The organism is Microcoleus sp. CZ3-B2, assembly GCF_036705055.1.
Classification (GTDB): domain Bacteria; phylum Cyanobacteriota; class Cyanobacteriia; order Cyanobacteriales; family Microcoleaceae; genus Microcoleus.
Genome location: NZ_JAUBTN010000010.1, coordinates 81,767 through 103,677 on the forward strand (window position 1 = coordinate 81,767; position 21,911 = coordinate 103,677).

Consider the following 21,911-nt stretch of genomic DNA (forward strand, 5'->3'; position numbering starts at 1 on the left):
TGCTATTTGTTGGCTATATCTAAAATGATAAGCCATCACGTTACTCAAATAAATCGGGATGTAAAATTGTTATAGCATTTCTCATTTGAGTGAAGTACAGATGTCCAGTAGGGACAGGGCTTGGCCTAAGTCCCTACAGCCGTCTGCTGTATTTCATCCGATTGAGAAGTGTTATATATCGTTCCGCTGGATCATTAAATAAATAACAATTAACACAGAACACTCGTTTTCTTCGCTCATGGCTTCTAATATTCGATCGACTTGCGCCCCCACTGGGCTAGTCATAGAAGCGTGAAAACCGTACCATTATATCGTACAGTCGGAAAGCTAGAGATCGCTCACTTAATTACTCGGGAATTTTTACCGCAGATGTCGGCGGATATACGCGGATGGACGCGGATAATTGTTGATTTGGGTTTAAGGGCGATCGCACTTTGTCTCAATTTCCAGAAATATGCAGCAAATTTATGATATTTATTTGCGAAAACGTCCCCGAATGCGATCGACAAACATATCAACTTCCGGCAACTTCATCTGACTCACAAAAATTACAAAAACTCCCAACCCCGCGAAACTTGCCACACTCAACTCCACCAATTGAACTACCAACCCTTCAGTACCCAAAACTCTTTGACAGCCTTGCAGAGTGGCCAAAGACACGAAAGCAGTTAAAGAACTACCAGAAGCTAACCCCAAAAAGGGCAAACTCCACTTCCGCCAAGGCAAGCCGCCCAGCTTTTTATCTAATAAGTACAAAAGCATCAGCATCGAAACAAGATTCACTCCCACCGTCGCCAAAACTAATCCGGGCGCGCCAAAAGCTCCTACCAACAAATAATCCAACAAACCATTCAAAAAGATATTGATAATACTGATCCGAAAAGGCGTTTCTCCATCTCCCAAAGCGTAAAATACCCGTACCAAAACGTCGCGTCCCAAATACACAAACATCCCAATACTGTAAGCCATCAACAAGGGCGCGACAAACTGCGATGCTGACTGATTAAAAGCATAGCGTTCGTAAACAACGCGGACGATGGGTGTAGCCAGCGTCACCATTAAAGCACTCAGCGGCAGCATCGTCAGCCCAGTCAAAACTAAAGCTTGACGAATTCTATCTTTTAATTCCGGCCAGTCTTTGGGTTCGGCAAGGCGAGAAAAAATCGGCAAAAAAGGTACTAAAATTACATTAGAAATGATGCCTAAAGGAGTCATAACCAACAAGCCGCTATAACCCATTGCAGATGCAGCTTGAGGGATGTAGGATGCAAAAAATAGGTCAGTATAGACATTAATTTGCAGCATTCCCGATGATAAGGTAGCAGGAACCATCACCTTAACTACTTCTTGTACTCCGGGGCGTTTAAAATTGAACCGCAAGCGCAATGTTCCCAAGCCTGCGCGCCACTGCGCCGCTAGTTGCACCAACCACTGCAAAACTGCTCCCGCTAAAGTTCCCCAAGCTAACACTAAACCACCCATTAGTGCGTACTCAGGCTGAATAATTTTGTCTCCGAGTTGCAGGGCGAGAATCGCCAAACCGCCGACAAGTGCAGCACTAGAAAATAAAGGACTAATCGAAGGCAACCAGTACATATCGGCGGCGTTGAGAGTGCCGAAACCAATACCTATCAAGCCTGAAAGTAATGCCATCGGCGCCATAATCCGAAATTGTTGGACAGCAATTGCTTTGATTTCTAAGCCTTCTGCTGTTCTATTTAATCCTGGTGCTACTAAATCGATCGCCTGATCTGCAAAAATAATTAAAGCGACTGTTACTAACAAAAGTATGCCGCCGACTAAGGTGGTGATAGTCTCGACTAAGGGTGCAGCTTCTTTTTTGTCGCGGCGGGCTAAAACGCTGACGATCGCGCTGTGAAACGGCCCGTTAATCCCTCCCAGCAAAATAAATAGGAAACCAGGGATGACGTAGGCGTAGTTGTAGGCATCGACGGCGACACCGACTCCAAAGGCTGCGGCGATCGCAATTTGGCGTACCAATCCAAAGACTTTGCTAATCAGAGTGGCGACTGCGACAATGCCGGCAATCCCTGCTAGGGAACGAGAGGGCTTCTGGGTTTCAGACACAAATGGTTACAAACGCTAGTGCTAAAAGGCTTCACTAAGTTTAATAGCAAATCTGGAAAATCATAACATAAATTCAGGAAATTTCTATGTGCCTGGGTTTCGTGCTATGATTTTTGGGCGTTGATTCGCTCTAGTAATACCATTTATAAAAAGTATTGCTACAAAAATGTTGGATTTGTTGCCTTAACTATTTGGTTTGGTGCGTCGCGGTGAGATTGTCTGTCAAATTTGGGGATGGTCAATGGCGACACACCCTACGGCTACTATCATTTTTTGTCGTTAATTCGCTCTAGTAACTACCAAAATTTTAGTGATTTGACTGTTAGGAGATTAGATTTTGCTGAAACTTTATTATAATCCGCTGTCCACTAATGCTCGCCGCGTTTGGATTGCTTTGCTGGAAAAAGAGATTGAGTTTGAATTAGTGTCGCTGAAATTAAACGGCGATCAGTTTCAACCGGATTTTTTGGCTATTAGTCCTTTTCACCACGTCCCAGTTTTAGCTGATGGTGATTTTCATTTAATAGAAAGTCTGGCAATTCTTGATTATCTGGAAGCTAAGTATCCCGCGCCCGCACTGTTGCCGCAGGATGCTAAGGATTTGGCGATCGCCCGCATGGTACAAATGGTCACAATCAACGAATTGTCACCGGCAATGAGTCCTTTGGTACGCCAGACTTTCGGCGGCGCAGGAGACGAGGAAAAACTGGAAAAAGGTCGCCAGCAAGTGGCTGCGGTACTGAGATTTTTTGAGGATTTGTTGGGCGATAAACCTTTTTTTGGCAACAGCAGCACGATTACCCTCGCAGATGTTGTGGCGGGTGTTTCCGTGCCTTGGCTGCCCGAACTAGGCGTGTCTTTGGACAATTACCCCAAATTGCAGGCTTGGTCGGAACGCTTAAATTCCCGCCCTTCTTGGCAACAAACGCAAGCCAGTCCCGAACTTGTGGAAGCTTTTAAAGCGCAGATGAAACAGTTGATGAAACCTCAGCAAAGTTAATTTTTGCAGAGATTTATTGCCGAAAAATTTGATTGATTATGCAACCGCAGATGCGAGGCGGATAAATACAGATTAACGCAGATGCAATTCAAGATAATTTTCATTTATTGTAGCAGGTTTAATGACCGATGACTAATGACTAATGACCAATGACCAATGACCAATGACTAATGACCAATGACTAATGACCAATGACTAATGACCAATGACTAATGACCAATGACCAATGACCAATGACCAATGACCAATGACCAATGACTAATGACCAATGACCAATGACCAATGACCAATGACTAATGACCAATGACTAATGACCAATGACTAATGACTAATGACTAATGACCAATGACCAATGACTAATGACTAATGACTAATGACTAATGACTAATGACTAACTTAATTTACAAATACCCTCCTCTTTTACCCGGAATTCTCATCAAGCGGTACAAGCGTTTTTTTGCCGATATTGAATTAGATTCTGGAGAAATTATCACCGCGCACTGTCCGAATACTGGCCCGATGACTGGTGTTTTGATTCCGGGTAATCCTGTCCTAGTATCTGCCAGCGACAATCCCAAACGCAAGTTAGCTTATACTTGGGAATTAATTAAACTTTGCGATACTGTGCCTGTTTGGGTGGGAGTTAATACTGGGCTGCCAAATCGAGCGATTAAATTAGCTTTGGAGTTGCGATTGTTTCCTGAGTTGGGCAATTACAGTTTAATTCAGCCGGAGGTTGTTTACGGTATCGATAAAAAAAGTCGTGTTGATTTTTGGCTGACTGGTGAGGAAAAACCGATTTTTCTGGAAGTGAAAAATACAACTTGGGTCAAAGATACATTAGCTTTATTTCCTGATACAGTGACGGAGCGGGGACAGAAACATTTGAGAGAGTTGATCGATGTGGTGCGGCAGGGTTCGAGGGCTGTAATGCTGTATTTTATTAATCGGGGAGATTGTACTGATTTTGCTCCCGGAGATAGTGCCGATCGCCTTTACGGACAATTGTTCAGACAGGCTGTGGCTGAAGGTGTGGAAGTTTTGCCTTGCCGGTTTGATGTGACGCCGGAAGGTGTGCGCTATTTGGGCTTAGCAAAAATGGATTTACTAACCGCTAACGGAAACTGAAGTGCTGGATAGACTGCTGGTTTACAGCACAAAACGAGAATTCTAATCAGCCACCGTCTCCGAGTTATATCGTATCCGGTTGCATCGGAATGATCTTAACAGTCAACAGTTAACAGTCAACAGTTAACAATTAACATCATGTATGAGTGCAACCGGAATTGATATTGTGGGGGAAAACTGGGATTTTTGTATTGATAAATTACTGATTTGTGGAAGTTTGCAGGGACAGTGTATTGCTGCTTTTGCACGAAGTTATTATGAATTGAAAAAAAATCTAACTGCGGCTCTAGTTGGTGGAAAATAGGGAAATTGATTCTTCTTTTAATGTTTGCTTAATAAATTACCTGTCAGTATCAGGCGATGTTTCGTACAATACAGTTATGTAGCATCTTACCAAAAAGAGCGATCGAACTATGGGAATGACCCTGACCGAAAAAATCTTAGCCAAAGCATCAGGCCGCACTAAAGTCGAGCCCGGAGAAAACATTTGGGTAGAAACAGACGTGTTGATGACCCACGATGTCTGCGGGCCGGGCACCATCGGCGTTTTCAAACGCGAATTCGGCGAAAATGCTAAAGTCTGGAATCCAGACAAAATCGTCTTAATTCCCGACCACTACATTTTCACCAACGACGAACGCGCTAACCGCAACGTCGATATTCTCCGCGATTTTGCCGCAGAACAAGGGATAAAATACTTTTACGACATCACGGATCGATCGGACTTTAAAGCAAATCCCGACTACAAAGGAGTTTGCCACATCGCCCTAGCCCAAGAAGGGCACACGCGGCCCGGCGAAGTGCTTTTCGGCACAGATTCCCACACCTGCAATGCCGGCGCTTTCGGACAATTTGCGACCGGTATCGGCAATACCGACGCGGCATTTATTATGGGAACCGGCAAATTGTTGATTAAAGTTCCCGCAACCATGCGGTTTGTGCTCAACGGTGAATTGCCCGATTATTTGTTAGCAAAAGATTTGATTTTGCAAATTATTGGCGATATCAGCGTCGCCGGGGCTAACTACCGGACAATGGAATTTGCCGGCGATACAGTCGAACGTTTGACGATGGAAGAACGGATGACGCTGTGCAATATGGTAATCGAAGCTGGCGGCAAAAACGGCACGGTGGCTGCGGACAAAACCACGTTTGATTACGTTAATCCCCGGACTAATGTGCCCTTTGAGGCATTTTACACTGATCCTGATGCTAGTTTTTATAGCGATCGCACCTACGATGTCAGCAAATTAGAACCAGTCGTCGCCAAACCGCACTCCCCCGACAACCGCGAATTGGCCCGCAACTGTCGCGATGTCAAGATCGATCGAGTTTACATCGGTTCCTGCACCGGCGGCAAAACCTCCGACTTTTTGAATGCAGCCCGCATTCTCAAAGGAAATCAAGTCAAAGTTCCGACGTATTTAGTACCGGCCACTCAGAAAGTTTACGAAGATTTGTTTGTCACAAAATACGACGGTCAAACCCTGTCGGAAATCTTCTTAGCAGCCGGCTGCATCGAACCTGCAGCGCCTTCTTGCGCCGCTTGTTTGGGCGGGCCGAAAGACACTTTTGGGCGGATGAACGAACCCGAGATTTGCGTGTCTACAACTAATCGCAATTTCCCCGGCCGGATGGGTAACAAAGAAGCGCAAGTTTATCTCGCTTCGCCTTATACGGCGGCGGCTTCGGCGCTGACTGGGCACGTCACTGATCCGCGCGAATTCCTGCGTTAGAAAGTAGCTGGTGTAGGGTGTGCCACAACCCTGGAAGGTTGTTGTGGCATACTCTACGAGGTGAATGTAAGCCGGTTAGGGCGGATGTTTTAGCTGTAAGTGCGATCGGCTTGCACAACAACAATCAGTAAAATTGCGATCGCCAAGTTAGCCAAAAAACCAAATTAATTATTCTAAAATAAATTCCTAATAGCTTGCCCAATCTATACAAAAAATAGGCTGACTCTTGACAATTTAATCCCACAGTTATATAAAAATTAGTTAAGTATTTGTGATTGATTCGCACAATTTATACAAAAAAATCGCTAAGGCTTGACATTTTTTTTATAAAATAGTAAGCTCTGAGCTGATTTGTTGAATTCAAATTCCACAATTTCAGTTGAGCCAATACAGGTTCTCGAAATTCAAGTTACACATTCTTGTAAGGTTTTCCTTGGTATTGTAGTGCTGGCGGGAAAAATGTAGCTTCAATTTTGAGAATGTCAGATTATAACAGGGTGCATAATTAATCTATCAAAAATAGAGAGTGTGAGCATGAACAAAAAAATAAAAATAGGAGTTGCTGAAGCCTTCGGTACTTTTGTACTGGTATTAGGTGGATGCGGCAGTGCAGTTTTAGCAGGAGACAAAATCGGCTTTTTGGGAGTGGCGATCGCCTTTGGCTTGTCCCTCTTAGTCATGGCTTATACGATCGGGCCTATCTCTGGATGCCACATCAATCCAGCGGTAAGCATCGGTTTAGTAGTTGCCAAACTGATCGATGCTGTTTTGCTTCCTTATTATATAGGAGGTCAGATTGTAGGCGGAATTTTAGGCGGTCTTGTTTTGTATGTGATAGCATCCGGAAAACCGGGTTTTGATGTGGCTGCTTCGGGATTTGCTTCCAACGGTTTTGGAGAACATTCTCCCACAGGTTACGGACTTTTGGCGGCAGCTTTGACGGAAATTGTACTGACGGCTTTTCTGTTATTTACCATCATGGGTACTACCGATCCCAATTATCCCGTGGGTTTGGGCGGAATTCCGATCGGCTTGATGCTGGTGTTGATTCACTTAGTCGGAATTCCCGTAACCAATACTTCAGTCAACCCGGCTAGAAGTATCGGTGTGGCACTTTTTCAAGGCGGATGGGCAATTCAACAGTTGTGGGCGTTTATTGTGTTCCCGGTGATTGGTGGAATTATCGGGGTTTTGGCTTATAATTTAATTAAAAACACGAGGGAAGAAATTTGATCTAGAATTAGAAACAGACTGGGTTTCTTGAACTTTTTATGGGTTGTAGGATTTATCATAAAATTTAAGAAACTCGGTTTGTCGATCGCCCAACTCGATCCAATTACAAATATTTAGTAAATAAGAGCGATGATTGCGATCGTGATGGGAGTCTCCGGTTCGGGAAAAACTACTGTTGGCAAGTTGCTGGCGCAATCTCTCAATTGGGATTTCAGCGATGCCGACGATTTTCACCCGCCAGCCAACATCAAAAAAATGAGTCGGGGCATTCCTTTAGAAGATGCCGATCGCATTCCGTGGCTTTTGCAACTGCAAAGTGAAATAGACACCTGGTTATTAGAAAATAAAAATGTCGTGTTAGCTTGTTCTGCCTTAAAAGCATCTTACCGCGAAATGCTCTGCCGAGACCAGCAGCAAATTAAAATAGTTTATCTCAAAGCTTCTTTTGAGCTATTAACAGCCAGGTTAAAAACTCGCGAAAATCACTACATGAAAGCAGACTTGCTGTCAAGTCAGTGCGCTACTCTCGAAGAACCAGAAACTGCAATTATTATAGATGCTTCGCAGCCACTAGAGGTAATGGTGCGCCAGATTGAAAATCATCTAGTTGGCGGTTAATTTACGACCAAAAAATAGGTTTGTACTAAGGACTGTAGTCCTTCTTTATGCGGGCTCAAGTCCTCACTACGAACCTATAGATGTTTGGCGGGATGTTTTTTGTACAAATACAAGAAAGCTTCTACTTCAGCGGCGGTTGGTTGAGCTGCAATTGCTCCAGGCTTCATCGCTGTCATCGCACCCACCGCGCTCGCATAGGTGACAATTTGTTTTGCTATTTCTGAATCTGCTAAATTCTTAATTCCCTGCTTGCACAACTGTTGCACAAAACCAGCGACAAATCCGTCGCCGGCACCTGTTGTATCCTCAATATCTACTGCAAAGGCGGGGATTTTACCTTCATTTTCCGACAAACAATAGGAGCAACCTTTATCGCCCGCTGTCACCAAAACACCTTCTACAGAATCGAGGCGGTAGGTAATAGCTCCAGCGTCGGTAGTTGCAAACAACCATTCGGCTTCTTCGTCAGATAACTTGAGAAAATCTACTTTTTTTAAGAGTTCTATAATGCGCGCTTTTGCTTCGTCTGGATTTGCCCAAAACACCGGACGCCAATTGATGTCAAGTATAATTTTAACGTCGTAACGTTCTGCTAGTTCGATCGCTCTTTCTATAGCCTTTCGACTTTCAGGATAAGCTAATTCTAAAGTGCCTAGCACTAAAAACTCCGCATTTTCAAACAGCACTTCGGGAATTTGGGCAGCCTGGAGGCGAGTGTCGGCAAAATCCGCAGTATCCAATTTACCAAAACCTGCAAAAGAGCGATCGCCCGCTTCATTCCGCAACACATAAACTTGCCGCGTCGGCGCACTCGGATGGCGCTGCACTCCAGCGGTATCAACCCCTACTTCTTGCAATACCTGCACCAGGGAATTCCCCAACTCATCCCCCCCACCCACAGCACCGATAAATGCCGCCTCAGTGCCCAATTTAACCAAAGCACAGGCAACATTAGCAGGAGCGCCGCCGGGATATGCCGTCCAAGATTCTACCTCTTCGAGAGATGCTCCTGGTTTGTCTGCTAAACAATCAAATAAAATTTCACCCAGACACAAAACGCGAGGATAAGTCATATTTATTTTTGATTTTGGATTTTTGATGTCACAGCAGCAGACAACTCAATAATTATTTTTAGCCCATCCGATAAAAATTGTCAGCTATTTTTTTAATCGCTGCTCCCTATAATATCAGACTTGCTGATACGGGCAGTTACACGCTCAACGCACAAGTGCAGTGCGGGCGTATCAGTAGTTTTACGTACCAACATCTCCGGGTTTTTGGGCCCGGATGTCAGGTGCATTCAGGTAAAGCTAGCATCCGCCATCCCACGCGCCTGCTGCTGGTGCGTCTTGCAGTGTCGCGCCTTCTTTTCCACGAAGCCGCGATTCTGCAAGCGAGTTGGTGCTTGCACTGCGAAAAAGCAGCCGCAGCAGATTTAATTTTCTCTTCATACTCGATCGCTCATCCTCTAGAATTGTATATAGGTAAATATGCACACATAGGAAAAATTTATGAACGGGAGCGTCTCCAGCACCCCTGTCACCCTTTCGGACAGAGAATTGCAAGTGGTAGAGTTAGTAGCGGCGGGATTGACCAATGAGAAAATCGCTGAAAAGTTAGAAATTAGCAAGCGTACTGTTGACAACCACATTAGCAATATCTTGAACAAGACGCCCGCTGACAATCGAGTTTCGCTGGTGCGCTGGGCCTTGCAGTGGGGGAAGGTATGTATGGAGAATATTAACTGCTGCCCTCTACCGGGGCCGATCGATAAAGAAGTATCTTAAATAGGGATTTTGGTTGGGGACAGGCAAAGTAATGATGCAAACGGCACAAGAAAAACAACTCCGCTATCAAATTCAATCGCCGGGATTGCCGCTGACGGTATATCGCGAAGTAGCAGCCCATTTGCGTCAAGTTGAAGGCGTGGAAATCGGTTTAATTCCGCAGCAGTCGCAGCGGTTTGATTACAGCGACAGCCAAATTGGAGGTTTGTGGATACAGTATCCTGAAGGCTTCGATTTGGTCGATCGCCAGCGGGTCGATCGCATTTTGGCTTATTATGGCGATCGTTACGGAGCTTGGGAATTATTAAGTCAGTAGTCATTAGTCAGTAGTCATTAGTCATTAGTCATTAGTCAGTAGTCATTAGTCAGTAGTCAGTAGTCATTAGTCATTAGTCATTAGTCATTAGTCAGTAGTCATTAGTCATTAGTCAGTAGTCATTAGTCATTAGTCATTAGTCATTAGTCATTAGTCATTAGTCATTAGTCATTAGTCATTAGTCATTAGTCATTAGTCACTAGCTAAAAGTTAAGGACAGAGAACTAACGAATATAGAAGTTATTAACGGGAGCATCTCAGTTTAAGTATTGTATTAGTAGTGCTGTATAAAGCTCCAATAGCTTGTACAGATAGAGCGGGGAAAATACTACAATATCATTCCAATCTAAATGGATCAATCCTAGACAATAGAATGTGAGAAACCCGATTTCTTAGATTTGGATGCGTCAGTTTTGTAAATTTCCTACGAGCAATGATCAACGACCCATGACCAATGAATAATGATAACTGCCAACTGCCAAATGCCAACTGCCAACTAACAACTAACAACTAACAACTAACAACTGACAACTAACAACTGACAACTAACAACTAACAACTAACAACTAACAACTAACTAAAAAAATGAGTGCAATTAAAACTTTAACGGGAACGCGGGATATTTTGCCCGCTGAAATTCGATATTGGCAAAACATAGAAGCAGTCGCTAGAACAATTTTGAAAAAAGCGGCTTATCGGGAAATTCGGACGCCGATATTTGAACAAACATCTTTATTTGAACGCGGCATTGGGGAAGCGACCGATGTCGTGGGCAAAGAAATGTACACTTTTAAAGATAAGGGCGATCGATCGATTACTCTGCGCCCAGAAGGAACAGCGGGAGTGGTGCGAGCTTTTATTCAAAACAGTTTAGAAGCTCAAGGTGGATTGCAGCGTCTTTGGTACGCTGGGCCGATGTTTCGCTACGAACGTCCTCAGCAGGGACGGATGCGCCAATTTCATCAAATTGGCGTGGAAGTCTTGGGAAGTGCCAATCCCCGGGCGGATGTCGAGGTAATTGCGATCGCCTGTGATATCCTGCAAGCGATCGGTTTAAAAAATTTGCGACTCGATATTAACTCTGTCGGAAACAAGGAAGACCGACAAAATTATCGGCAAGCTTTGATCGATTATTTTACACCGCACAAATCCGAATTAGACGCCGATTCTCAAGACCGCTTGACTCGCAATCCGCTGCGGATTTTGGACAGCAAAAATCAGCGCACTCAAGAAATTGTTAAGGGCGCGCCGAGTATTTTAGAATATTTGGGTGACGAATCGCGAGTTCACTTCGAGCAAGTGCAGCAAATGCTCACAAATTTAAGAATTAAATATCAGTTAAATCCCAGATTGGTGCGCGGTTTAGATTACTATACCTACACCGCCTTTGAAATCATTTCCGACGATTTGGGAGCCCAAGCAACAGTTTGTGGAGGCGGCCGCTACGACGGTTTAGTCAAGGAATTGGGCGGCCCAGATACCGCAGCAGTTGGTTGGGCGATGGGAATCGAAAGGTTGATTATCCTGTTGCAAAAGTTGCAACCTTTACCCGCGCCGAAGTTAGATTTCTATTTGGTATCCAGGGGCGAAAAAGCAGAACAGCAATCAATCTTGTTAGCGCAAAAATTGCGGAGTGCTGGGTTTAGCGTCGAGATAGATTTGAGCGGCAGTGCGTTCGGAAAACAGTTTAAAAGAGCCGACAGAAGCGGTGCTGTTGGGTGTTTGGTTTTGGGTGATGCGGAAGCTGAAAGTGAGACGGTACAATTGAAGTGGTTGGCGAGTGGCGAACAAAGTGCGATCGCCCAATCGGAACTGCTAGCAATGACCACCGAACTACAGCAGAAAATTAACAACCCTTAGAACGATCGCTTGTAGCCGAGTCTAGATCCCCCTAAATCCCCCTTAATAAGGGAGACTTTGACCGCACTCTTGTCCCCCCCCTTATTAAGGGTGGCAGGGGGGATCGAGACTCGGCTACAAACAAAAGAGACAGTCAATTAACATCCCAAAAACCAAGAGATATAATTTAATCATTAAAACCACTAACCTCAGATAAACTATGTCTTTAGCAACTAAAAACCCTGAAACAAAACTCACAATCACCTGGCCGCTACTCCCAGAAGATTTCCAACTACCCGATGACCCCGTGGAAGACGAAAGCCAACCATTATTAGCCTCGGCTTTGCGCCAACCGCTAACAGCATTTCCTGAATTAATGCGGGATGCCTTAATAGTTTCTAACTTTGCCTTGTGTGCCGGCATAAGTTTCCCAGGTTCAAGCAGCGACGAACAGCGTATTATTTGCAAAGCACCCGATTGGATGTACGTAAAACCAGTAAATCCCAAAAATGTCTCGCAAGTCCGCCGCAGTTACACGCCACACACAGAAGGAACCATCCCCCAAATCGTGATGGAGTTTCTTTCAGAAACCTACGGGGAAGAATACTCTGTTGAGTTTACCTCGCGGGTGGGAAAGTGGTATTTTTACGAGCAAGTAATTAAAGTCCCCAGATACGTCATATTCCGAGCAAAAACAGCTCATTTAGAAGTTTACGCTTTAGAATCAGATCACTACAACTTGCAAAAACCCGATGATAACGGACGTTATTGGATACCGGGATTAAATTTGTTTTTAGGAGTTTGGGAAGGAACCCACGAAGGGAGAACAGGCTGTTGGTTGAGATGGTGGGATGCAGAAGGCGAGTTGTTGCTGTGGTCGGAAGAAAGAGTAGAACAAGAACGTCAGCGGGGCGATCGCCAAAAACTCCGCGCTGAAAGATTGGCCGAAAAACTGCGTCAAGCCGGGATCGAGTTAGATGATGAAGAGTGAAATATCAATTGATGAGTCGAATTCGATGTGGTACGATCGCACTCTTGTAGTGCGGGCATCCCGTCCGCCCTTGGCTAACTTTACACTCCTATGTTAATCGAACGTCTCCAGCCGATCGCCTGGACAACAAAACCGCAACTCATATCCTTATTTTCTGGTTGCGGCGGCATGGATTTGCCATTCCACCAAGCCGGATTTGAGGTAGTTTGGGCGATCGACTCCAACAAATACGCCTGCCAAACATTCAGCAGAAATATCGCCGATGTCATAGTTAATGACAGCATAGAAAATATAGACATTGCACAAGTTCCCGAAGCTGAAATATGTATAGGAGGGTTCCCCTGTCAAGATTTCTCCCTAATTTGGAAGCGCCCCGGCCTTGAAGGAACCAGAGGCAATTTATACACATATTTTCTAGATTTTGTCAATAAAAAGAAGCCCAAAGCTTTTGTAGCAGAAAATGTCAAAGGTTTATTAAGCGCCAATAACTATCAAGCAATCAAACAAATAATTTCCGACTTTGAAAGTATAGCACCAGGTTACTTAGTTAAACCTAAACTTTACAACTTTGCCGATTACGGAGTGCCGCAATTTCGGCAAAGAGTATTATTAGTTGGCATTCGGATGGATACAGGATTTAACTTTGTGCATCCTCAGCCAAAATACGGTATAAATCGCAAAAATCCTTATCGAACTGCGGGCGAAGCGCTCAAGAATGTAGAAACAGTTCTCGACAATAACAAACATCATAAAATTCATACCCGAACCGTTGAAATTTTAAATCGAATTAAACCGGGAGGCAATTTTTCTGATATTCCCAAGGACAGTCCCTACTATGTCAAAGGCATGATCAGTCACGTTTATCGGCGAATTCATCCCGATAAACCATCATCGACAATTATTGCTGGTGGCGGTGGTGGAACTTGGGGTTATCATTATTTAGAACCCCGTTCTTTGACAAATCGCGAAAGAGCAAGATTGCAAACATTTCCCGATAATTTTGTTTTTGAAGGTTCTACTACTGAAGTGCGGCGACAGATTGGGAATGCAGTACCGCCGCAGGGAATTGCTGCTGTAGTCGAGTCTTTAATTCCACTATTTAAGGGGGATTATCCGCAAGTTGATTTATATGAAATGAGTCAAAAGTTGCAGGGGATGTCTATTCAAGAACGCTTAAAATGGGCTGAATTAGAACTTACTGAAAACATTTTACAATTAACCAGTAGTTTATAGTATAGTAAGTATAATATTTTATTCATTAACAGTCCTGGACGCATAAATACCAAAGAAACCGGGTTTTTCACCAGTGTCAAAGCCTCAAAAGCAGTAGTTTCGTAAAAAACTCGGTTTCTGGGCCCATGCAAGTCCTACACAATATATCAGGAGCCCCGGTTTCTGGGTCCATGCAAGTCCTACACAATATATCAGGAGCCAAAGTAAATAATACAGTTTGTCAAAGGCTACTACAGCGATTTTAAATTACCCAGTAACTCAGATATTCCTGAGCAATTACAGGAAACTCTTCACAGCGTTTGGGAAAGAAAGTATCGTGATTTATACGAAAGAGGCGGAAACAGCGATGTAGAAGAAGCTTTTGTAGAAGTAATGACAGCATTTGGAATGCCTAATGATGCAATATCCCATCAGCGATATGTCTACATGGCCTATGGAATAGCATTGGCAGCTAAACCGACTATTAAACATTACTTTCCTGAAGAAAACAAGACTGATATCATTCAAGGAATTGTATCTTGTTGGCTAAAAGATGGCGGTGAAATCCCAGAAACTTGGGCTGATACCTTGTTTCCTAATATCAACAAAATTGGGAAATATCAAGCTACTGACGAAGCTTATAATATTTTCTACGGCTTGCTGTAAACACTCAACATGAAAATAGCTTATAATGCCATCTTGGATATTTTGTATGATGCCATTACGGGAGATGCTATTTCTGGTTTTGCTGCGGCCGGGCGAGATATGTTTAATTGGTGGTTGATAGAAGTAATTCCTGCTGCATACTGTTTAAAGCTGCCATCTACTTTGTATTCGGGGAAATGGGAATTTCCGCCGCTGAGTAAGTGCGCGGAATTGAGTGGCGTAAATCAACCAAATAACTAATCAGGCACCATCAAACCCTTCAATATTCTCCCCTTCTCCTCCTCCCTCAACCCCTTAGACTGCACCAAAACCCCAAAACCGCCCAAACCCATCGGATCGATCGCTCTATGCAAAGCCTCCCTGCGCCGCAAAAACGTTGCCACATCCAACACTTCCGCATCATTTGTGGACAAAGAAGCAAGGCGATCGCCCAAACCCAACGCCATCAAAAACAAAGCCTGCTGAGTCAAACCCATTACCTTCAAACCGTACAATTCACCCTGCTTTTCCAACGCCGTAAAATTAACATGAGCCGTTAAATCCTGCCGCCCCACATTAATATAAGGATTGTTGTGATATCGGTGGCGGTAATAACACTGTAGCGTCCCCTCGCTGCGCCTCGGATTGTAATAGCGGTGCGCCGGATGTCCGTAATCAATTGTTAACAGATATCCCCGCTGCAATTTTTCGGCAACTGTTTTTATCCAGTCTAAAGCTGCTAAATTAACCTCACTGCGATATCCGTCCGCATAAACAGTCGCGGACAAATCTATTTCCAATAAATCAAAATATTCGGCAATCTTAGGGTTAGAAATTTCGTCGCATACTTCAATAAACTTGCTTCCAGATTCTTTGTTTGGTTCTTCGTCGGCGGCAACATAAATTTCCCTAATTTGCCCTTCTTTTACGACAAATTGATGCACTGGAAAAGCATCGACTAATTCGTTAGAATAAAAGCAGCCGACGATAGAGTTATTAGCTATTTCATCCCAATTGCACCATTTGATATTTTTAAATTTGGCTAAATTTTGCTGCTGTTCCGCTTGGAGGATAGGGGAAATTTCAACAATAATGTATTCTAAAACTTTAAATAAATCGGGATATTGCCGTTGCAGGTATTGCAGCAAATCTACGGCAAATGTTCCCAGCCCTGCGCCCATTTCTACAATAGTAAAAGGATGAGGTTTGCCGAGAATTTGCCACATTTCCACAAATTGCTCGCCCAAAACTTCGGCAAAATCAGCACTCCAGTGAGGCGAGGTGATAAAATCGCCTTGTTTGCCGATCGGCGGGCGATCGCTATTGTAGTAACCCTGCTGCGGATGATATAATGCCAAATTCATATATTCAGCAAAAGTAATACGCTGCTGGGGACTGGCGGCAATTCTTTCGCAGATTAAAGCGCAGAGTTCCGGGTTACTATCGTTAATATCTGATTGCTGGGATGTCATAATTAAATTAAAGTTAATGTTATTTTATTTATGAAATAAAGATTTTTTTTAACCGCAGAGGGCGCAGAGGACACAGAGGAAGAGAAAAGACTGAGGTTTTGATTGATGTTCGGAAATTTGGGGTTGCTATACATGACTTACGCAGAACTTTTGTATATTATTAAATCATTACCCTTTGAATACCTACAAATTCAGGTAATTTTTCATTACCCTCTTCTTCTAAACAAAGTGCAATAACTTCTTTAATATTGGCAATCAACTCATCAATAGTCTCTCCTTGGCTATAACAGGCTTTTAGCTGTGGGACTTCCCCGACATAATAGCCATCTTCATCTCGTTCAATAATGACGTAGAACTCTTGCTTGCTGACATTCATTCTGCAACCTCTTTGTTCTTTAAATTTTACTATATCATTATTAACAGTCAGGGCTTTAGTCATACTCGTTTAATAACTAAAGCCCTTACTGCTAACAGCGGGTCTACCTGTCAACCGAGCCCATAATAATGTCGATACTCCCCAAAATTGCCACCAAATCCGCAATCTTCACGCCGCGCACAATGTGAGGCAAAATCTGCAAGTTATTGAAATCCGCAGCCCGAATCTTCCAGCGCCAAGGAAATGTACTATCATCGCCGATAATATAGATTCCCAACTCACCCTTACCGCTTTCCACCCGCACGTAATGTTCGCCCTTGGGAATTTTGAAAGTTGGGGCTACTTTTTTGCCAATAAACTGATAGTCGAAACTGTTCCACTCAGATTTTGGCCCGCTTTCTAAGCGCTTGGCTTCCAAGTTTTCGTAAGGGCCGCCGGGGAGTCCTTTCAAGGCTTGATAGATAATCTTAACCGACTCGCGCATCTCCCGAATCCGTACTAAATACCGGGCTAAACAATCGCCAGCAGCTTCGGTACAGACTTCCCAGTCGAAGTCGTCGTAGCATTCGTAATGGTCAACTTTCCGCAAATCCCAATTCACGCCGGAACCGCGCAACATCGGGCCGGATAGTCCCCAATTAATCGCTTCGGCGCGAGAGATAGTACCCAGTCCTTCAATCCGGCGGCGGAAGATTGGATTGTTGGTAATTAAACGTTCGTATTCGTCAATTTTTGGCAGGAAGTAATCGCAGAAATCTTCGCATTTGTCTACCCAACCGTAGGGTAAATCTGCTGCGACTCCGCCGATACGAAAATAGTTGTTGTTTACCATGCGGTAGCCGGTGGCTGCTTCCCACAAGTCGAGAATTGGTTCGCGATCGCGCATAGTGTAGAAAAATGGAGTTTGCGCGCCCACGTCGGCCAAAAACGGCCCTACCCACATCAAGTGGTTCGCAATCCGGTTCAACTCCAGCATGATTACCCGAATGTAACTCGCCCGCTTGGGGACAGCAATATTGGCTAACTTTTCCGGTGCATTGACTGTCACCGCTTCGTTAAACATCCCCGCAGCGTAGTCCCAGCGGCTGACGTAGGGGACGTACATCACGTTGGTGCGGTTTTCGGCAATTTTTTCCATGCCGCGGTGTAGATAGCCTAAAACAGGCTCGCAGTCCACTACATCTTCGCCGTCCAGGGTGACAATTAACCGCAGTACCCCGTGCATGGATGGGTGGTGCGGGCCCATGTTTAGCACCATTGGTTCGGTTCTTGTCTCAATTCTTGACATAATAATTGGTAATTGGTAATTGGTAATTGGTCAGTGGTTAGTGGTCATTAGTCATTGGTCATTAGTCATTGGTCATTAGTCATTGGTCAGTGGTTAGTGGTCATTAGTCATTGGTTATTGGTTATTGGTTATTGGTCATTAGCAAAAAACTCTCTAACTGACAACTGACTACTGACAACGGACAACGGACAATTGACAACTGACAACGGACAACGGACTACTGACTACTGACTACTGACTACTGACTACTGACTACTGACAACTGACTACTGACTACTGACTACTGTTGATTTTTGTTTCGCTTGTATAGATTATGAAGGATATCGAGCCGTCTGAGAAGGAGACTCCTGCATCAGATGTGAGTATTGAGGCTTATCACGTTTCTGTTTTGGCTAGTGAATTAATTGCTGGTTTAGCTGTGCGTCCGGGCGGGCGCTATTTGGATGCGACGCTTGGGGGCGGCGGACACACGAGTTTGATTTTAGCGGCGGCGGCTGATGTGAGTGTGGTGGCGATCGATCGCGACGAAGAAGCCATCCGTTTTTGCAGAGCCCGATTTGCTAAGGATCCCGTCGAGTTTTGGCACGGCAATTTTGCCCAATATCAGTCTCAAGAGGCCACATTTGATGGTATCATAGCAGACTTGGGCGTTAGCTCGGCTCAGTTCGATACACCGGAACGCGGCTTTAGTTTTCGCCACCCTGCTAAGTTAGATATGCGTATGAACCAGCAGCAATCTTTGACGGCCCAAGAGATTATCAATCACTGGGAAGAAGTTAAACTAGCAGATATTATTTACAGATACGGCGAGGAGCGATTGTCGCGGCGCATTGCGAGGCGGATTGTCGCACAACGTCCTTTTGAAACTACTACAGAACTTGCAGGGGCGATCGCCAGCAGCTTCCCACCCAAGCAGCGCAACGGTAGAATCCATCCCGCCACCCGCACTTTCCAAGCTTTGAGGATAGCCGTCAACTCCGAACTCGCTTCTTTAGACACTTTTCTTAAGGAAGCGCCAAAGTGGCTAAAACCCGGTGGGAGAATTGGAATTATTACTTTTCACAGCCTCGAAGACAGACCGGTCAAGCACCAACTCCGAGGAACAGACTGTTTGCAGGTACTGACAAAAAAGCCGATCGTGCCACAATCGGAAGAAGTAGCTAGAAATCCCCGCTCTCGTTCTGCTAAGCTCAGACTGGCAGAAAAATTAACTTGATTCGGCAGCAAGGAAAGTCAAGCACGAGATCCAAACCAAGGCGAGGTCTGGTAAGACCGAACCCGGATGCAAGTTCCGAACTTCCTTGTGGTATCACTAACATGGCACTGACCTATGAAACCCGAAGCCCTCACGCAGATTCGGCTCCGCTGAATCCGACAAGGGTATTTGACAAGCTAGTTTTAGACCTGATTAATTCGCCTAGGAGTAGGGAATAGCATGAGTCGGGGAGATGGAAGCAAACTGAAACTAATGGTAGTCGATGACGAACCCGACAACTTGGATTTGCTGTACCGGACGTTTCGACGCGAATTTCAGGTTTACAAAGCAGATAGCGCCCTCAGCGCCCTGTCCGTTCTAGACGAACAAGGGGAGATGGCGGTGATTATATCTGATCAGCGGATGCCAGAAATGAATGGCACCGAGTTTTTGGGGAAAACAGTCGATCGCTTTCCTGATACGATTCGGATTCTGCTGACTGGATACACAGATGTTGAAGACTTGGTAGAAGCAATCAACGCAGGTCAAGTTTTCAAATACATCACCAAACCGTGGAATCCAGAAGAACTGAAATTAGTTATCAATCAAGCGTCCGAAACTTACAAATACTACAAGCAGCGCAGTGTTGCACTGCGCCGCGCTTTACGCAAGGAATCTCTGTTCAATGAGGTGATGAGCGTGATTCGCGGGTCGCTAGATTACTCTAGTATGGTACAAACTATTGTTCAAACCGTAGGCCAAACTTTTGAGGCCAACTATTGTATGCTGCGGCCGGTAGAGGGCGAGAGACTATTACCTAGTACCTTCCCCTACCAAGCCCAAGCGACGGAATCCAGCAGCTTTTCTTTTGATGAAAATTTGCTGGTTCAAGCCGTAGCCACCCGCCAAACTCAAGTCAACAATAGTGGCGGTGAGGGTAACTCGGTTGAGATTGCTGTGCCCCTGACTTATCAGCAAGACTTGCTGGCGGTACTGGCCCTGTGTCAGCAAGGTGGCACTAACCCTTGGTCGGCAGAAGATATAGAGTTAATAGAAGGTGTAGCAGCTCAAGCTGCTCTGGCCCTTTCTCAAGCTAAGCTCTATCAGCGCACTCTGGATTTAGCTAACCAGATGCAGAATGAGTTGGAAGTGGCCCGCCAAATCCAAACAAACTTGTTGCGCCAAAGTTGGCCTGATTTTGAAACCGTCAGGGTGCAAGCTTGTTGCTATCCGGCGCGGGAAGTTGGCGGTGACTTTTTTGAGGTCTACGTTCACTCGCAAGGGGATATTTGGATAGCGGTGGGTGATGTTTCCGGTAAAGGTGTTCCGGCTGCTCTATTTATGGCTAGCGCGATTTCGGTGATGCGGCGCGAACTTTCTCAAGAAATTTCTCCCGAGCCCGATCGAGTGATGCAGAATATGAATAGCAGTATGGCTGACGACCTGATCGGCAACAACCATTTTATTACGATGGTTGTAGCTCGTTACACTCCGTCAACGGGACACTTGGCTTTTGCTAATGCCGGTCACATTTACCCGATTGTTTGGTCGAATTCTGACGTGAAAGCTCAGACTGCTAGCGGTTTAACGCCAGCAGAGCCGAATTTCTTGAAAGCTCGCGGCATTCCCTTGGGGATACTGCCAGTTTGGAAAGGTAAAGCCGGTGCGATCGAATTAAAGTCAGGAGATGTATTTCTGCTGACGAGTGACGGGATTACTGAAGCTAGCGTGACCACTCCGGCGATCGCAGGGGGCGAAGCAACCCGTTCTATGCTACAACAAGAAGGGCTTTGGCAACTCTTGATTGAGGAGCCTGGTTCCATCAACTTGGACAATTTGTTGGCCTACATCCGAGCTGACAATCCTATTCAGGAAGATGACCAAACCATACTTTCTCTGGAGGTTCTCTGAATCTGTCAGCTATCCCGACAATCATAGTCGGGGGCTTTGGGTCTTAAAAACTCCAGCCCTCGGTTGACAGAGAAATTGGGATACAAGCCCCTTCTGAGCGTGGCCGGCTTTGTGCGATAATTTAAGTGGTTGAAATCCCCACCTAAGAGTGCAGCGATATATACTCATCAGAGTTGAAACCGGGACTGCTCCAGTAATAGGGAAAGACTGAAGGGCAATGGTTAAAATCCAACCTGGAAGCAAAACAAAAGTATTGTTAATATTCCCAAAAAAAACGATACATATTAGTCGCCATAGGGCATTAGGAGACTCTAAACGGACAGGTCGGGACTGTAAGACTACCTTGGTAGCAGGACTCGTTGAAGTGTCAAGAATCCCCGCTCGTTTACGACGGGGAGTATGTCAAAGGCTACAGATTAACACAGAGAACGCGGGCGACAGGCAAAAGTTACAGAACTAGCGCGTCAGTGGCTAACTCTTAATTGATGCTTCTTGGTGAATGCTTTCGGCGAAAGTCTATTGCCTCGATCGCCCAGTATTGAGTATCCTTCATGTAGCGACAAGTATTAACGCCAAATTAATTCGGCGTGTTGTATTTCATCCCTGGTCAGAAGACACGGGTTTCCAAACTTACAGGATTTTTTTATGAATACTGAGCTTCATGTACCAAGCGACTTGCGGTTTTTAACAATTGTTGAAAATTGGTTGCTGAGCAGTTTGGAAGTTGAGCTAGGAGAGCACATCGATTGGCCGCGTCAGTCGAATCGTTTGCGCTTGGTGTTAGCAGAAGCCTATTCTAACGTGATCCGCCACGCTCACAAAGATCAACCCAATTTGCCGGTGTTAATTCGCTTGAATTTAAAAAATCGGGATATTGGTTTAGAAATTTGGGATTATGGTAAAGGTTACGAAATGGACACTTACAGTCCCCCGAGGCCGGAAGCGAAGCAGGAAAGCGGCTATGGCTGGCTGATTATGAGCAGACTGATGGATCGGGTGGATTACAGTTTGCAACTAGACGGCCGCAATTGTCTGAAGTTGGAAGCGAGTTTGCCAGAAAAATCTTAATTTGCCGT

General features: G+C 44.9%; 23 protein-coding genes. 18 read left to right on the forward strand and 5 right to left on the reverse strand.

Annotated features, from left to right (window positions below):
• Window positions 1-291: 291 nt before the first annotated feature.
• Complete coding sequence (locus QUA97_RS06610; protein WP_333194013.1) at window positions 292-471, forward strand: hypothetical protein; 180 nt, start codon at window positions 292-294, stop codon at window positions 469-471.
• 3 nt (window positions 472-474) lie between these two features.
• On the opposite strand, the gene murJ is transcribed toward QUA97_RS06610, so the two are convergent.
• A complete protein-coding gene (gene murJ, locus QUA97_RS06615; protein WP_194066922.1) occupies window positions 475-2,088 on the reverse strand; it encodes a murein biosynthesis integral membrane protein MurJ in 1,614 nt (537 codons plus the stop codon).
• Between the two features lie 337 nt (window positions 2,089-2,425).
• On the opposite strand from murJ, the gene QUA97_RS06620 reads away from it, so the two are divergent.
• From QUA97_RS06620 to QUA97_RS06645, 6 genes are all read left to right on the forward strand, one after another.
• Window positions 2,426-3,088, forward strand: a complete 663-nt coding sequence (locus QUA97_RS06620) for a glutathione S-transferase family protein (RefSeq protein WP_194066923.1) — start codon at window positions 2,426-2,428, stop codon at window positions 3,086-3,088.
• Window positions 3,089-3,475: 387 nt separating this feature from the next.
• On the forward strand, window positions 3,476-4,216 hold the full coding sequence (gene sfsA, locus QUA97_RS06625) for a DNA/RNA nuclease SfsA (protein WP_194066924.1): 741 nt from the start codon (window positions 3,476-3,478) through the stop codon (window positions 4,214-4,216).
• 142 nt (window positions 4,217-4,358) lie between these two features.
• Window positions 4,359-4,520: a hypothetical protein gene (locus QUA97_RS06630; protein ID WP_333194017.1), complete on the forward strand. Its 162-nt coding sequence runs from the start codon at window positions 4,359-4,361 to the stop codon at window positions 4,518-4,520.
• Between the two features lie 109 nt (window positions 4,521-4,629).
• The gene (locus tag QUA97_RS06635; RefSeq protein WP_194066926.1) at window positions 4,630-5,952 is read left to right on the forward strand and encodes a 3-isopropylmalate dehydratase large subunit; all 1,323 of its coding nucleotides are present in this window, start codon (window positions 4,630-4,632) and stop codon (window positions 5,950-5,952) included.
• A gap of 534 nt (window positions 5,953-6,486) precedes the next feature.
• Window positions 6,487-7,185 (forward strand): aquaporin Z, encoded by a 699-nt coding sequence (gene aqpZ / locus QUA97_RS06640; RefSeq protein WP_194066927.1) that lies wholly within the window; start codon window positions 6,487-6,489, stop codon window positions 7,183-7,185.
• 129 nt (window positions 7,186-7,314) lie between these two features.
• Window positions 7,315-7,803 carry a gluconokinase gene (locus tag QUA97_RS06645; RefSeq protein WP_194066928.1) on the forward strand — a complete coding sequence of 163 codons (489 nt, stop codon included), beginning with the start codon at window positions 7,315-7,317 and terminating at the stop codon, window positions 7,801-7,803.
• Between the two features lie 74 nt (window positions 7,804-7,877).
• Here the strand turns inward: QUA97_RS06645 and QUA97_RS06650 are convergent, their stop codons facing one another.
• Window positions 7,878-8,876 (reverse strand): carbohydrate kinase family protein, encoded by a 999-nt coding sequence (locus tag QUA97_RS06650; protein WP_333194020.1) that lies wholly within the window; start codon window positions 8,874-8,876, stop codon window positions 7,878-7,880.
• Between the two features lie 77 nt (window positions 8,877-8,953).
• On the opposite strand from QUA97_RS06650, the gene QUA97_RS06655 reads away from it, so the two are divergent.
• The 8 genes from QUA97_RS06655 to QUA97_RS06690 all read left to right on the forward strand — a co-directional run bounded on the left by QUA97_RS06655 (window position 8,954) and on the right by QUA97_RS06690 (window position 14,854).
• Window positions 8,954-9,403 (forward strand): hypothetical protein, encoded by a 450-nt coding sequence (locus QUA97_RS06655; RefSeq protein ID WP_333194061.1) that lies wholly within the window; start codon window positions 8,954-8,956, stop codon window positions 9,401-9,403.
• A complete protein-coding gene (locus QUA97_RS06660) occupies window positions 9,315-9,590 on the forward strand; it encodes a helix-turn-helix domain-containing protein (protein ID WP_194066931.1) in 276 nt (91 codons plus the stop codon). Before QUA97_RS06655 ends, QUA97_RS06660 begins: the two co-directional genes overlap by 89 nt.
• A 34-nt stretch (window positions 9,591-9,624) precedes the next feature.
• Complete coding sequence (locus tag QUA97_RS06665; RefSeq protein ID WP_333194058.1) at window positions 9,625-9,906, forward strand: hypothetical protein; 282 nt, start codon at window positions 9,625-9,627, stop codon at window positions 9,904-9,906.
• A gap of 585 nt (window positions 9,907-10,491) precedes the next feature.
• Window positions 10,492-11,766, forward strand: coding sequence for a histidine--tRNA ligase (gene hisS, locus QUA97_RS06670; RefSeq protein WP_333194022.1), 1,275 nt, complete (start codon window positions 10,492-10,494; stop codon window positions 11,764-11,766).
• Between the two features lie 199 nt (window positions 11,767-11,965).
• Window positions 11,966-12,736, forward strand: coding sequence for a Uma2 family endonuclease (locus tag QUA97_RS06675; protein WP_333194025.1), 771 nt, complete (start codon window positions 11,966-11,968; stop codon window positions 12,734-12,736).
• 90 nt (window positions 12,737-12,826) lie between these two features.
• Window positions 12,827-13,969 carry a DNA cytosine methyltransferase gene (locus QUA97_RS06680; RefSeq protein ID WP_194066934.1) on the forward strand — a complete coding sequence of 381 codons (1,143 nt, stop codon included), beginning with the start codon at window positions 12,827-12,829 and terminating at the stop codon, window positions 13,967-13,969.
• A gap of 372 nt (window positions 13,970-14,341) precedes the next feature.
• Window positions 14,342-14,614: a hypothetical protein gene (locus QUA97_RS06685; RefSeq protein WP_333194028.1), complete on the forward strand. Its 273-nt coding sequence runs from the start codon at window positions 14,342-14,344 to the stop codon at window positions 14,612-14,614.
• 9 nt (window positions 14,615-14,623) lie between these two features.
• Window positions 14,624-14,854: a hypothetical protein gene (locus QUA97_RS06690; RefSeq protein WP_333194030.1), complete on the forward strand. Its 231-nt coding sequence runs from the start codon at window positions 14,624-14,626 to the stop codon at window positions 14,852-14,854.
• Here QUA97_RS06690 and QUA97_RS06695 read toward each other — a convergent pair.
• The 3 genes from QUA97_RS06695 to QUA97_RS06705 all read right to left on the reverse strand — a co-directional run bounded on the left by QUA97_RS06695 (window position 14,851) and on the right by QUA97_RS06705 (window position 17,729).
• Window positions 14,851-16,065, reverse strand: a complete 1,215-nt coding sequence (locus tag QUA97_RS06695) for a class I SAM-dependent methyltransferase (RefSeq protein WP_333194032.1) — start codon at window positions 16,063-16,065, stop codon at window positions 14,851-14,853. The genes QUA97_RS06690 and QUA97_RS06695 overlap by 4 nt on opposite strands.
• A 160-nt stretch (window positions 16,066-16,225) precedes the next feature.
• On the reverse strand, window positions 16,226-16,504 hold the full coding sequence (locus tag QUA97_RS06700; protein WP_228049875.1) for a type II toxin-antitoxin system HicB family antitoxin: 279 nt from the start codon (window positions 16,502-16,504) through the stop codon (window positions 16,226-16,228).
• A 40-nt stretch (window positions 16,505-16,544) separates the two neighbouring features.
• Window positions 16,545-17,729, reverse strand: coding sequence for an NAD(P)H-quinone oxidoreductase subunit H (locus tag QUA97_RS06705; protein WP_333194033.1), 1,185 nt, complete (start codon window positions 17,727-17,729; stop codon window positions 16,545-16,547).
• A 313-nt stretch (window positions 17,730-18,042) separates the two neighbouring features.
• Between QUA97_RS06705 and rsmH the strand changes: the two genes are divergently transcribed.
• From rsmH to QUA97_RS06720, 3 genes are all read left to right on the forward strand, one after another.
• Window positions 18,043-18,945, forward strand: a complete 903-nt coding sequence (gene rsmH, locus QUA97_RS06710) for a 16S rRNA (cytosine(1402)-N(4))-methyltransferase RsmH (protein ID WP_333194035.1) — start codon at window positions 18,043-18,045, stop codon at window positions 18,943-18,945.
• A 219-nt stretch (window positions 18,946-19,164) separates the two neighbouring features.
• On the forward strand, window positions 19,165-20,835 hold the full coding sequence (locus tag QUA97_RS06715) for a SpoIIE family protein phosphatase (protein WP_194066938.1): 1,671 nt from the start codon (window positions 19,165-19,167) through the stop codon (window positions 20,833-20,835).
• 645 nt (window positions 20,836-21,480) lie between these two features.
• Window positions 21,481-21,903: an ATP-binding protein gene (locus QUA97_RS06720; protein WP_194066939.1), complete on the forward strand. Its 423-nt coding sequence runs from the start codon at window positions 21,481-21,483 to the stop codon at window positions 21,901-21,903.
• Window positions 21,904-21,911 lie beyond the last annotated feature (8 nt).